The organism is Xylanibacter brevis ATCC 19188, assembly GCF_000621725.1.
Classification (GTDB): Bacteria; Bacteroidota; Bacteroidia; order Bacteroidales; family Bacteroidaceae; genus Prevotella; species Prevotella brevis.
Genome location: NZ_JHXM01000017.1, coordinates 40,607 through 53,914, shown reverse-complemented (window position 1 = coordinate 53,914; position 13,308 = coordinate 40,607). Strand labels below are relative to the sequence as shown.

The window sequence follows — 13,308 nt, the reverse complement described above, 5'->3', positions numbered from 1 at the left end:
GGAAATTTCCTGCAAAGTTACTCATTATTTATTAATTTGTGGAGAAATCAATGTGAAAAAACGAAAAAATGTGTACCTTTGCATCGAAAACGCATGGAATGTTTAGGTAAAGACACGGGATTGGTGCTTGAAGGCGGCGGAATGCGTGGCGTCTTCACCAGTGGTGTGCTTGATGCGCTGATGAAGCACGACTACCATTTTCCCTATGTGGTGGCCGTCTCGGCTGGTGCTTGCAACGGGCTCAGCTATATGAGCAATCAGCCTCGTCGTGCACGCTATTCGAACATAGACATGCTCAAGAAGTATGACTACATTTCTCTGAAGTCTCTTATCGTTGATGGCAGCATTTTTGACCCCGACGTGCTTTATCAGCGTTTTCCCAACGAGATACTGCCTTTCGACTATGAGGCCTACCGTTGTAATCCAGCTATCTTTGAGGCGGTGACCACCAATTGTTTGACGGGGCGTGCCGAATATTTGAGTGAACCATATGATGCCACTCGTCTGACGGCAATTGTTAAAGCCAGCAGTTCGTTGCCCTTTGTTGCGCAAATTACGATGGTGGATGGCATTCCAATGCTTGATGGTGGCATTGTCGACTCAATTCCTGTGCTTCGAGCAGTGGAACAGGGACATCCGTTCAATGTGGTGGTGATGACCCGCAATCGCGGCTATCGTTCTACAGAGCGCGATATGGACATCCCCAAGATGATCTATCGCGACTATCCACGCCTGCGTGTGGCACTAAGCCATCGTGTGCGTGTATACAACGAGCAGCTCGACATGGTGGAACGCATGGAAGACTGGGGTGAAATAGTAGTCATCCGTCCGCAGCGCCCTATGGATGTTGGACGTATGTGTCAGGATGTAGATAAGTTGGAGCGCCTCTACGAGGAAGGCTTCGCTGAAGGTGAGAAATTTGTAAGAAACTATCGGTTGTAGAAATGAAATATATGTCGCAGGCCTTGTTCCTGCTTCTTTTACTGACCGCAGCTTGCACAGGTAAAGGTGTGCCAGCCGTATTAGGCGTTGGCGCTTCGGATAGTGATTCGGTGGCACATGTTCCCACACTTGAGGAGCTGACTCTGCCAGACACTATGTTTGCATCGGCTGCTGTGCTCGAATTTCAAGTGGAGACAGATGACTCGTTGACTCACTTCCTTGCAGATTATGATGATCGCTATGATCGCTCTGACAGGGTGATGACTTTCCGCAAGAACCTCCGTCGCGACGCCGACTTCGGCGGCACTGTGAAGGGCAATCCAGATACGATAGAGATAGCATGGACCTACAACACACCTTATCGCAACGACTCTACCAAATTTGGTACATGGGGTGGGGGCACTGGTTGGACCGGCCAGCCTCTCTATGCCCGCTGGACAGAGGCGGAGATGAAGCAGTTTCGAGCGCATTCTGAAGCACTCACTGCCGATTTTGGTGCCGAAGAGGTGATGGTGGGCTCGCTTTGTGGCAAGGCTTTCTTCCTTAATTTCCAATCTGGAAAACCCTCGCGCCAGCCGCTCGACCTGCATAATGTGGTGAAAGGCACCATGTCGCTCGACCCAGAGCTGATGAACCTCTATTCAGGTCAGGGCGTCAGCATTGGAGCTCCCTTGGGATGTCAGGCTTTCGACTTGCTGAAGCACGAACGCACGTTCTTTTTCAACGACCCACGTGCATGGCGTGGCTGGCAGGCTTTCGACTCGTCGCCCGTGGTGGCAGGCGGGTATCTCTTCTGGCCTGGCGAGAATGGATCGCTGTATAAGTTCGAGCGAACAGCCGGTGGTCACTTGCGCCGCCTCCAGACATTGCGCTATCGAGTGAATGGTAAGGCCCCAGGCATTGAGTCAAGCCTCTGCGTGTATCGCAACTATGGCTTTTTCAGTGATAATCAAGGCAACGTTGTCTGTGTGAACCTGAACACTATGAAGCCCGTGTGGCGCTATGATAACCACGATGACAGCGATGGCACCATCGTTTGTCGCGAGGAGAATGGCTCACCTTATATATATACCGCGTGCGAGGTGGACAAGCAGGGTGACCAGGGCATCTGTCATTTCGTCAAACTGCAGGCGCTCACAGGTCAGCTTGTGTGGGAAAAGCAGATAGCCTGTCAGCGTGTAAATCTGCCTGGAAAGACGCTTGATGGTGGTGTGTATTCAACGCCACTGTTGGGATCGGGCGACTGCCAGGATATGATCTTTGCCAACATCTGTCGCAACGGTGCCTCGGCCAGTCGTGGCGAACTGATGGCACTTTCTACGCGTGATGGCAGCCTAAAATACACCGTGCCCTACGGCAACTTCTGTTGGTCGTCGCCAGTGAAGCTGCTCAATGAGCAAGACCGCATGTTTATCTTCACGGGCGATGCCAGTGGCTATGCCTATCTCATCGAGGGAAAGAGCGGTCGTGTGATTGCCAAGAAGTTGATAGGTGCCAATTTCGAGTCGTCGCCCATCGTGGTGGGCAATGCGGTGGTGGTGGGCTGTAGGGGCACCATGATTAATAAGTTTATTATCAAACAGAAAGGAGAATAAGCCTATGATGAAGCGATGTGTGTTAGTATGCCTGTTGGCACTGAGTGTGCTGTGTAACTATGCGCAGTACGACCTGGTATCGGCCAAGAAGAACGTGATTCCAGGTGGTTATAACTTCTGGTTGTACACCCCTGAGGACTACTACTACTCTCAGGAATCCACACCGCTCCTTGTCTTCCTTCATGGTGCCAGCCTTTGTGGGCGCAATATGGATCGCGTGCTGCGCTATGGCACCATCGATGCTATCAAGCGCGGACTCGACGTGCCCGCTCTTGTGGTGGCACCCCAGAATCCGGGTGGTGCGTGGAGCCCTCGCAAGCTGAACGACATCCTAGAGTGGCTCGATGCAAACGACTACACCTACGACCACCAGCGGGTCTATGTGATAGGCATGAGCCTTGGAGGCTACGGCACCATGGACTTTGTGGGCACCTATCCCGATAAGATTGCGGCTGGCATGGCCCTCTGTGGTGGTTGCTCGCTGAAGGACCAGACAAAGCTGGGCGAGGTGCCTCTGTGGATTATCCACGGCACAGGTGACCGCGCTGTGTCTGTACGCGAGTCGCAGAAGGTTGTTGACGGGCTAAAGCGCAATCGTCTGACGCAGCGCCTGCGCTACGACTGGATTCGTGGTGCATCGCATGGCGCCCTGTCGCGTTACTTCTATTCGCAGAAAACCTACGAGTGGCTCTTCTCACATCGTCTGAACGATGTGGGGCGCCCCGTGGAGCGCAGTATCGACATCACGCAAGGTGACCTGCAGGAGGCCTACCGCAAGATGCAGAAGCGCGTGGATCAGTTGGAGTTTGAATAGTTAGCTATTGTAAAGAAAGAGAAAATGCAAAACTTAAATATTTAATATGGGAAAAGTAATTTTAACGGGCGACCGCCCCACAGGAAAACTACATTTGGGCCACTTCGTTGGCTCGCTTCGCCGCCGCGTAGAACTGCAGAACGCTGGCGACTACGACCGCATGTTTGTGTTTATGGCCGATGTGCAGGCCTTGACAGATAATGCCGATAATCCAGAGAAGATTCGCAACAGCGTCACACAGGTGGCTCTCGACTATCTCTCTGCTGGGCTCGACCCCAACAAGTGTACACTCTTCATCCAGAGTCAGATACCTGAGTTGGCCGAACTTACCACCTATCTCATGAACCTCATCACTGTGAGCCGCGTGCAGCGCAACCCCACGGTGAAAACTGAGATTAAGATGCGTGGCTTTGGCGGTGAGAGCATCCCTCTGGGATTCTTCTGCTATCCCGTGTCACAGGCAGCCGATATCACTCTCTTCAAGGCTACCACTGTGCCTGCTGGCGAAGACCAGGAGCCCATGCTTGAGGTGACGCGTGAGCTGGTGAACCGCTTCAACAATACCTACGGCCCTGTACTGGTAGAGCCTAACATCATGTTGCCCGAGAACCTCACCGCCCGTCGCCTTCCTGGCACCGATGGCAAGGAGAAGATGTCTAAGTCGCTGGGCAACTGCATCTACCTCTCAGACTCTGCCGACGAGGTATGGCAGAAGGTGCGCTCTATGTACACTGACCCCACACACCTCAACGTGTCAGACCCTGGTCATGTAGAGGGCAACGCTGTGTTCACCTATCTCGACGCCTTTTCTACCGATGACGATTTCAAGAACTTCTGGCCAGAGTATCAGAATCTCGACGAGTTGAAGGATCACTACACTCGTGGTGGATTGGGCGATATGAAGTGCAAGAAATTCCTCAACGAGGTGCTCAATCAGTATCTGGAGCCTATGCGTCAGCGCCGTGCCGAACTGGAGAAAGACATTCCTGAGATCTACAACATCCTGCGCAAGGGATGTGAAGCAGCCCGCGAGGTGGGCGCTCAGACCATGAGCGAGGTGCGTAAAGCTATGCAGATTGACTATTTCGGATAAAACAGACCCCCTCCTAAACAACAAGCAGCGCACCCTGAACAGGTGCGCTGTTTATTGTTTAAAGTGAGAAGTGAGAGGTGAGAAGTGAGAAGTGGTGCACCTGTAGCGCAAACCAACCCCCTCTAAATCTCCCCAAGGGGGAGACTTTCTTATTTCTGATCCCCTCCCTCGGAAGGGATGGGGTGGGGTTTGGATTGTTGTCAAGGGGATGTTGTGTTGTGTAGTTTTCCTCCCTCCCCTTGGGAGGGTCGGGGAGGGGTCTTGTGTTGTTTTCCTCCCCTCCCATGTAGGGGAGGGGAGTTCAGCGGATGCTATATGCAATTTATAGAACATACCCCAAAAGAATCTTTCGTACTATGCGGTTGAAAACCAAGGACTCCGTAGTCACTCCCCTCCCATGTAGGGGAGGGGTTGGGGGTGGGGTCACTAACTCCCCTTCTTGCGTCCCTTCGGTAGCAAGCGAGCAGAGCTCGAGCGGAAGGGAGGGGATTTGGGAGCTGTCGCTTTCAATTTGTTAGTATTCTTGTGCGTTTTATATCAAAGTGTAAATAATCGTCATTTTGTAGCTGAAAAAAGCCGTCTGCAGGGACGTTAATCTGTCGTTTTGCCATAATTTTGCAATCCAAATGAAGGAATTGTAAAAATAATAAGAACAATGAAAATTAAAAAACGCTGGATTATTCTGATGTCAGCTATGACGCTGATTGCCTTTGCAGGATTGTTTGTTGGTGAACACACTTTTGAGTGTGACTGGTCGGTTATCTCTGCAGCGGATGTAGCCTGGCTGATTACGGCCACCATCTTTGTACTGATGATGACCCCAGGTCTCTCCTTTTTCTATGGTGGTATGGTAGGTGCTAAGAATGTCATCTCCACCATGCTGCAGTCATTTATCGCCATGGGCCTTATCTCCGTGCTATGGGTCGTAGTAGGTTTCTCGCTCTGCTTTGGCGACGACATAGGTGGTGTGATAGGCAATCCTCTGACCTTCTTCATGTTCCAACACGTTGGTGCCGATGTGTATACCACTCCCACGGGCTATGTGTTGGGTGGCGCTACCATTCCTCTAGCACTCTTTGCCCTGTTTCAGATGAAATTTGCCATCATCACCCCTTCGCTGATCACCGGCTCGTTTGCCGAGCGCGTGCGCTTCTCGGCCTATATGTTCTTTATGATGTTCTTTTTCTTTGTCATCTACTGTCCGCTGGCTCACATGACGTGGCATCCCGAAGGCCTTTTCATGAAGTGGGGCGTCATTGACTTTGCCGGTGGTATCGTGGTGCACGCTTCTTCGGGCGTGGCAGCGCTGGCAGGTGCCATCTATCTTGGACGCCGTAAGGCTGAGACGCGCAAGAGTGAACCCGCCAACATACCCTTCGTGCTGCTGGGTGCCGCCATGCTGTGGCTCGGATGGTTTGGCTTCAATGCCGGTTCGTCGCTCCATGCCGATGGTGTGGCTATCAAGGCCTTCCTCAACACCAACACCGCCTCTGCAACGGCTATGATGACCTGGATCTTCTTCGACTGTCTGCGTGGTCGCAAGCCCTCGGCTATGGGTGCCGCTGTAGGTTGCGTCGTGGGCTTGGTAGCCATCACCCCCTCAGCCGGTTATGTCACCGTGGGTCAGAGCATCTTTATCGCCTTTGTCATCACGATGATCTGTAACATCGCCGTTTATTGGCGTTCGCACACCAGCATCGATGATGCCCTCGATGTATTTCCCACCCACGGAACAGGTGGTATCTTCGGCACCGTGCTCACAGGCATCTTCATTCAGGAGGGCCTTATCGCCGGCACGTGGGAGGGCTTTGTAGTCTTCCTCTATCATCTGCTGGCCATTGTCATTGTCTTTGCCTACACCTTCGCTATGAGTTGGCTCGGCTATCGTCTGATAGACCTTATGATTCCCATGCGTGTCTCTGCCTACAGCGAGAAGGTGGGCCTCGACTTCTCTCAGCATGACGAGCACTACGGTCTTGCCCACATTGGTGAGCGCGAACTGGCTGAGTACGAGGAGCATATTAGGGAAAAGATGAAGTAACCTCCCCTCAGAAACATGGCTTCACCATCGGTCCTCTCTCCGCGTGGAGAGGGGATTCTTTTTTTGTTGATTTTTCAACTTTATGGATTTGTATCTCTATTCTTTTGTTTTTCCATCCTAAAAGTGGCACTTTGCTGACTGAATAGTGCTGCTTTGGCGGTTGTTGACTTAAGTCGAAAGACCTTACGACTTAAGTCAACAGACTTACCGACTTAAGTCGTAAGAGCTTTCGACTTAAGTCGTGAACTGTGAAAGTGCAACTTTTAGGTCGCTTTAGCTACGCTTTTACACCATTGTAGTGACTGATTTGATGTGCAGGAAGGTCCTGGATTGACAATGATCTTCAACTTCCCAAACTGGTATTACACCATATTATATGTATTACTAGCAAATAATCCATTTTTTTTGTTAGCAGACGTAAGACGTCGAGAAAAATATCACGTTTTTTAGGTATTGTAACAAATCTTAATTCAGCTTACCTTTGCAGCCGAAATTGACACGTATAAAGGAAGCATGAAAACATTATTGATGACATCTGTGCTGGCGCTGTCGTGTGTAAGCGCTGCAGCACAAGAGAAAAAATTAACTATTGGCGGCTATGGCGAGGCTGTGATGACTCGTAATTTCTATAGCCAGAGCTTTAACCGTTATAAGAAACCAGAAAACTATGCTAATGACGATAGTCACGGGCGTTTCGACTTACCTCATGTGGTGCTGAACCTGGGCTATGACTTCGGGCATGGTTGGACCATGGGATCGGAGATCGAATTTGAACATGGAGGCAATGGCACGGCTGTAGAGATCGAGGCTGAAGAGGCTGGCGAGTATGAGGCTGAGGTTGAGAAGGGCGGCGAGGTGAACATCGAGCAGTTCTGGATCAACAAAGCTTTTGCCGGTGGTAAGTTCAACGTGAAGATGGGCGAGATTATCGTGCCTGTGGGCTATAGTAATGCGCATCACGAACCGAACCAGTTCTTTGGCGTCTATCGTCCCGAAGGCGAGTCCACCATTCTGCCCAACACGTGGCACCAGGTGGGACTGTCGCTCTGGGGACGTCTGAAGGATTGGCGCTATGAGGCACAACTGCTGTCGGGACTTAACAGCGAGAGTTTCACTGCCGAGGATTTTGTGCACTATGGTGCTACTAGCCCCTACGAATTTAAGGTGGCTAACAACTATGCTGTAGCTGCGCGCGTAGATAATTATATGGTAAAGGGACTGCGACTAGGATTGAGCGGCTACTATGGCTACACCTTCCGCAACTCGCTGCGCACACCGGGTGCTAAATATGACGATGTACACGGAGCATTGGGCATCGTGGCGCTCGACTTTACGCTGAACCGCTGGAACTGGCTTGTGCGTGGAAATGTGGATTATGCTCACTTTGCCGATGCTGACGAAATTTCGGCCTACAACCAAGCTAACTGGACACACCATAAGTATCAGGATGGCAACCCTCATCACTACACAAATATAGGTAGTCATGCACTTGCTTATGCACTGGAGGCTGGCTATAACGTGATGCCGTTGATGACTAGACGTCAGGCTGGGGCGGGGCAGTCTTTGTGGCTCTTCGGACGATTCGAACACTACAACACAATGGCCTCTGGCACCTATGCTTCGATGTATAAACACACCAAGCGCTATCGTGCGGCTGTAGGCGTGAATTATTCGCCCGTGAAGCAGATCACGCTGAAGGCTGAATATGCCTATCGCTTCTTCGAAAAGCCCAATAATAGTGGTCTCGCTGCCGACAGCCCGCTGTATAAACAGCCCTATAACAACGAGCCTAGCGTTAGTATCGGTGTGACTTATACCGGATGGTTTATGTAAACGGACAATCTTTCTAAATTTAATAATTAATACAACAAATGAAAACAAACAATGTTTTGAAAATGGCAGCTTTGACTGCCGTCATTTCTACGGGCTTTATCTCTTGCTCAAACGACGATGAAGCCGATGTGACAATCGTCAATGGTACTCAAGCTGCATTGAACCAGGCTTGCGACGACTGGAAGGTGGCACGCGCCAATTGGGAAAATACAGAGGCTTTCCTCTTCGGTGCTGCTGATGTGTACTCTATCGATCCACATACTGACACTTGGCCCGTAGCAGCCAACGACTTGGCTGATGTGCTGCGCGACGCAACGGCGATGAGTAATTTAGACAATTTTATCAAGACGGCTAACTCAGGTATTCTTGGCTATCACGGATTGGAATATGTGCTCTTCCGACAGGGGGCACCACGTGACATCAACCAGATCACTAACCTTGAATATGACTATATCTGCGCTGTGGCTAAAGACCTCTATCATGCTACTGCCACTCTCGAGGCTGCTTGGGACTCGAAAGAAAGTAATGCTGAGCGCCACCAGATAGCACTCGACTATGTGGCTACACACAACTCTATTAATGACGATGGCGATGTGGAAGGTGCACTGGACGGATTCCAAAACTTTGGACGTGCCTTTAAGAATCCTGGCACTGGTGATTGGGCCACTGCTCTCGATGCTACACTGGAGATTATCTCTGGTTGTCAGGATATTATCGGTGAGGTGGGCGACTCGAAAATAGGACTGCCTTTCACAGGCCAAGATGCCACCTACATCGAGTCTCCTTATGCCTATAACTCTATTACAGACTTTTACGACAATATCATCTCATGCAAGAACGCACTTTATGGTAGCATGAACGCCGTGACGCCTAACCAGAATTCTGTGATATACTTCTGTCAGAATGCAGGCAATGCCACACTGAAGACTCAGGCTAATACAGCTGTTTCCAAACTGGATAATGCCCTGGCAAAGATCAAGGCTATGAAGGCACCTTTCGCCGTTAACTATTCTGATGCGTCTTGCAACGATGCCATCGAAGCTCTGGGTGAACTGGATGCTGCGCTGGATGAAATGGCAGAGACTTTGAAAGCTTATGCCGGCAACGCTACCGTTGAACAACAGTGTAAAGTGATTAATGAGAATTATGTGGACAATGTTGTACTGGCCACTTATCGTACGCTGGCAGATAATGCACAGAAGTTGTATAATAGTATTGTAAAGATTAAAAAGTAATATTTCTAAATATCATATTATGAAGAGACTATCATTATTTGGTAGTGTGCTGTTATCTACAATCATCACTGTTGGATGTTCCAGCAGTGATGGTTCCGTTGAACCACTGACGTGGGAAATCGGCGACCCAACAGCCACTGACTACCCTGAGGACTACTATGCCGGTGGACAGCTCGGTACCACCGCTGTGAACACAGCTACCGCCTTTGAACAGCCTACCAAGGCTGTTGTTGATGCAGGCATGATGACTGCCTTCAACGAGGGTGAGTACTTGTTTGAGAAAGACTACAACACCAACACCGACGGTGCTTTCCACGGACTAGGACCTGTATTTGTGCGTCGCGGTTGCTTGTATTGTCACCCTGGTTATGGACATGGTGCACGTCAGACAGAGTATAAGGCTGACAATCACCGAAATGGCTATCTGTTGGTTATCTATGATAAAACCACTAATGCCTATATCCGCTCGGTGGCTGGTATGCCTCAGACAGTTGCAGTGAAGCCATTCAAGGCTCCTATTGATGAGAACCAAATCAAGATTGCGTGGAATGAATATACTGACGAGTGGGGCAACAAGTTCCCTGATGGTGAGACCTACTCGCTAATCTATCCTGAGGTGACCATCCCTTATAGCGCTTACTACGCACCCGTTGCTGTGGGCCGTGGTGGCAGCGACGTGATTTTGTCAGAAGATGAGTACAATAATGATGTGGTCGTTCGCTTGGAATCTACCATTGGAATCTATGGCACAGGTTTGACAGACGCCATCCCCGATGCAGACATCACTGCTCAGTGGGAGAAAGAGGGCAAGTATTTCAACAGCATTGGTAAGACAGACGCCCTTAATCCTGCTATGTGGGATCAGGCTAACGGCAAGTGGAACAGCTACTACTCTAACTCTCTTCAGGGCGACGGCACTAATTATGTGCGACGCTATACTTATGCGATGTCGCGCGGACCGTTGATGGATGCTGCTGGTGTGAATGCCATTTGGAACATCACCAATGTGACACGTTCTGACCGTCGCTATCATTATCTCGACCTGGCTGGCACATACTATGCTACACAGTCGTCTAAAGACCCTGAGGTGCAGGCTGGTTTTACGGAATATATCACCCGATTGGATCCGCTGAAAAAGCATCCTGAATGGCATACAGGTAATTTGGAGAAGGATATCTATACTTATCTCACCAGCAAGCAGCAGGATGTAGAGATGACAGACGAACAGTTTAAGAACTTTGCCATTTGGCATCGTGGATTAGCAGTTCCCGCTGCACGTAACACCACCACAGAGGACTTCAAAAAGGGTAAGGAATTGTTCTCGCAGATTGGTTGTGCTGCCTGTCACCGTCCGTCGTGGGAGACTGGCGATGACCACCTGCAGGACCCTAACAAGTTCTTCAAGGACGACAGCGAGCTACCTCGCTATCCTCACCAGAAAATATGGCCATATACTGACTTTGTGCAGCATCGTTTGTGGATGAAGAACGACCTTCGTACAGGATGGTGTCGTACCACACCGCTATGGGGACGCGGACTGGCTGCAAAGTGTGGTAGTGGTGTAGAGCGTTTGCACGACTGCCGTGCACGCAATGTGTTGGAAGCTATCATGTGGCACGGATGCAGAAATGAGGGCGGCACCAGTGATGCGTATAATGCCGTTACAAAGTTCCGTAGCCTATCGAAGAAAGAACGCGATCAGCTCATCTTCTTCATCGAATCGATTTAAAGAATATAATGAAAAGAATACTCTTTATTCTATATCCTCTCATCATTGTCTGCATTGCAGCAGCTACCATTGTCGAGAAATATCTAGGTACCGAGTTCGTGGGTCAACACATCTATGGAGCCTGGTGGTTTTCTGCTTTGTGGGCAGTGATGACGGTGGTAGGCTGCGCATACATGGTGCAGCAACAACTCTACAAACGATTGGCTGTGATGCTGCTGCACGCGGCCTTTGTGGTGATTCTCGTTGGCGCGCTGGTGACTCATCTCACCGCGCGTCGCGACACCATTCATCTGCGCATTGACGTTCCTAGCGAGCTGGCGTCGGGCACGATTCTGACACTCAAGTCGTTCCAAATCGTAAACTATCCCGGTACAGACGCTCCATTAGATTATCAGAGTGTAATTAGTTGTGGCGCTAAGGAGGTGACCGTTTCGATGAACCATATTGGCAATATTGATGGTTATCGCTTGTTTCAGTCTAGCTACGATTCTGATGGCGAAGGTGTGACGCTGGGTGTGAGCTATGATCCCTATGGTATTGCCATCACTTACAGCGGCTACCTATTACTGCTGATAGGCATCATAGCCACGCTGTTCTCGCGTCGTACACAGATGCGTGCTCTATACCGTAAGGCTGTAGCCGGTGTGGTTTTGCTGTTGTGCGCCGTCAGCGTAAATGCAGAAGAGCCGCTGCCAGTAATCGATCGCGACATAGCTCAGCGCATGGGCACCATACAGATTCTTTATAACAACCGCATCTGTCCAATGAATACTGTGGCTACCGACTTTGTGATGAAGTTGACTGGTAGCGCCAGCTGGAACGGCTATACAGCAGATCAAGTGTTTACGAGTTGGATGATTTACTACATGCCTTGGGAGGCTGCGATGAAACCTTATTTGCAACCTAATAAGGAAACGATGAGTGCCAAGGAGAAGAAAAAACTGGCCGAGCGCCAGGCCGTGGTGGAGATGTTCTACGGCGGTGAGTATATAAAGATGTTCCCATATCGTATTGGTCACGATGTAAATTGGTATATGCCAGGTGCACACGCCTTGCCACGTGAGATTCCAGTGAAGGAACAGTTCTTTATCAAACAGTCTATGGACTTTCTGACAGAGGCTATCGTCACTGGTCAGCACGACCGTGCGTTGGAGATCATAGCTAAGATAAAACTGTTTCAGCGAGAGATGGTTGGCGAGGTGTTGCCTTCGGGTGGCGAGACACAGGCTGAACTGTTCTATAATTCATTGCGTGCTCAGAAGTGGCCCGTCATGCTTTCGCTGACGTTTAGCCTGCTATTGTGTATGGTAATGCTCTTCACAACCAAGTGGCGCTACTCGGTTAATATAGCCTTGTGGGCTCTTCACGTGATGCTGCTGATATACCTTACGTTACAGTTGGCTCTGCGTTGGTGGCTGGGTGGACATATACCTGTGAGTAACGGTCCAGAAACTATGTTATTTATGGCATGGGTGGTGGTGCTGTTTTCGGTGGCCTTACATCGCCAATTTAATATCATCATGGGTTTCGCTCCTCTCATCGCCTCGTTCTGTATGTTGGTGGCCATGATGGGTGGCAGCAGTACGCAATTAACGCCTTTGATGCCAGTGTTGCAGTCGCCTCTACTGTCAATCCACGTGATGACGGTGATGTGTGCGTATTCCATTTTTGCGCTTCAGGTATTGTTAGGTGTCTATGCTTTTTGGGCCCACGACCTAGAACGTATTACAGCTCTTTCGCAGCTATTGCTCTATCCTGCTATATTCTTGCTTACCATTGGCATCTTCCTAGGTGCCGTATGGGCCAATGTGTCGTGGGGCAACTATTGGTCATGGGACCCCAAGGAATCGTGGGCACTGATCACGTTGATGGTATATGCGGTGCCGATGCACAAAGCTTCATTACCGCTTTTCCGCAACGACAAATACTATCATATTTATATAGTAGGTGCCTTTCTTGCTGTACTTATTACCTATTTCGGCGTGAACTATCTCTTGGGTGGTATGCATAGCTATGCCTAAAAAAG

Annotated in this window: 9 protein-coding genes; all 9 read left to right on the top strand. The window is 50.0% G+C overall.

The genetic code is table 11. The annotated features are described in order from the left end of the window. The first annotated feature begins 93 nt into the window (after window positions 1–93). Window positions 94–942 carry a patatin-like phospholipase family protein gene (locus T433_RS0109570; protein WP_027449840.1) on the top strand — a complete coding sequence of 283 codons (849 nt, stop codon included), beginning with the start codon at window positions 94–96 and terminating at the stop codon, window positions 940–942. Between the two features lie 2 nt (window positions 943–944). Beyond that, window positions 945–2,537, top strand: coding sequence for a PQQ-binding-like beta-propeller repeat protein (locus tag T433_RS0109565; protein WP_027455646.1), 1,593 nt, complete (start codon window positions 945–947; stop codon window positions 2,535–2,537). A 7-nt stretch (window positions 2,538–2,544) separates the two neighbouring features. Further along, window positions 2,545–3,351 (top strand): carboxylesterase family protein, encoded by an 807-nt coding sequence (locus T433_RS0109560; RefSeq protein ID WP_027455645.1) that lies wholly within the window; start codon window positions 2,545–2,547, stop codon window positions 3,349–3,351. A gap of 46 nt (window positions 3,352–3,397) precedes the next feature. Next, window positions 3,398–4,444 carry a tryptophan--tRNA ligase gene (trpS, locus tag T433_RS15105; protein WP_044109636.1) on the top strand — a complete coding sequence of 349 codons (1,047 nt, stop codon included), beginning with the start codon at window positions 3,398–3,400 and terminating at the stop codon, window positions 4,442–4,444. 655 nt (window positions 4,445–5,099) lie between these two features. Then, window positions 5,100–6,485, top strand: coding sequence for an ammonium transporter (locus T433_RS0109550; RefSeq protein ID WP_052357070.1), 1,386 nt, complete (start codon window positions 5,100–5,102; stop codon window positions 6,483–6,485). 513 nt (window positions 6,486–6,998) lie between these two features. Next, the gene (locus T433_RS0109545) at window positions 6,999–8,318 is read left to right on the top strand and encodes a hypothetical protein (RefSeq protein WP_044109633.1); all 1,320 of its coding nucleotides are present in this window, start codon (window positions 6,999–7,001) and stop codon (window positions 8,316–8,318) included. A gap of 38 nt (window positions 8,319–8,356) precedes the next feature. Beyond that, window positions 8,357–9,553 (top strand): imelysin family protein, encoded by a 1,197-nt coding sequence (locus tag T433_RS0109540; RefSeq protein ID WP_081778440.1) that lies wholly within the window; start codon window positions 8,357–8,359, stop codon window positions 9,551–9,553. A 19-nt stretch (window positions 9,554–9,572) separates the two neighbouring features. Beyond that, window positions 9,573–11,282: a di-heme oxidoredictase family protein gene (locus T433_RS0109535; protein WP_027455641.1), complete on the top strand. Its 1,710-nt coding sequence runs from the start codon at window positions 9,573–9,575 to the stop codon at window positions 11,280–11,282. 8 nt (window positions 11,283–11,290) lie between these two features. After that, complete coding sequence (locus T433_RS0109530) at window positions 11,291–13,303, top strand: cytochrome c biogenesis protein CcsA (protein WP_027455640.1); 2,013 nt, start codon at window positions 11,291–11,293, stop codon at window positions 13,301–13,303. Window positions 13,304–13,308 lie beyond the last annotated feature (5 nt).

Excerpts from the sequence above, each read along its gene's own strand:
- T433_RS0109560 (WP_027455645.1), top strand. The coding sequence starts at position 2,545 with ATGAAGCGATGTGTGTTAGTATGCCTGTTGGCACTGAGTGTGCTGTGT.
- T433_RS0109570 (WP_027449840.1), top strand. The coding sequence starts at position 94 with ATGGAATGTTTAGGTAAAGACACGGGATTGGTGCTTGAAGGCGGCGGA.
- T433_RS0109550 (WP_052357070.1), top strand. The coding sequence starts at position 5,100 with ATGAAAATTAAAAAACGCTGGATTATTCTGATGTCAGCTATGACGCTG.
- T433_RS0109530 (WP_027455640.1), top strand. The coding sequence starts at position 11,291 with ATGAAAAGAATACTCTTTATTCTATATCCTCTCATCATTGTCTGCATT.
- T433_RS0109545 (WP_044109633.1), top strand. The coding sequence starts at position 6,999 with ATGAAAACATTATTGATGACATCTGTGCTGGCGCTGTCGTGTGTAAGC.
- T433_RS0109565 (WP_027455646.1), top strand. The coding sequence starts at position 945 with ATGAAATATATGTCGCAGGCCTTGTTCCTGCTTCTTTTACTGACCGCA.
- trpS (WP_044109636.1), top strand. The coding sequence starts at position 3,398 with ATGGGAAAAGTAATTTTAACGGGCGACCGCCCCACAGGAAAACTACAT.
- T433_RS0109535 (WP_027455641.1), top strand. The coding sequence starts at position 9,573 with ATGAAGAGACTATCATTATTTGGTAGTGTGCTGTTATCTACAATCATC.
- T433_RS0109540 (WP_081778440.1), top strand. The coding sequence starts at position 8,357 with ATGAAAACAAACAATGTTTTGAAAATGGCAGCTTTGACTGCCGTCATT.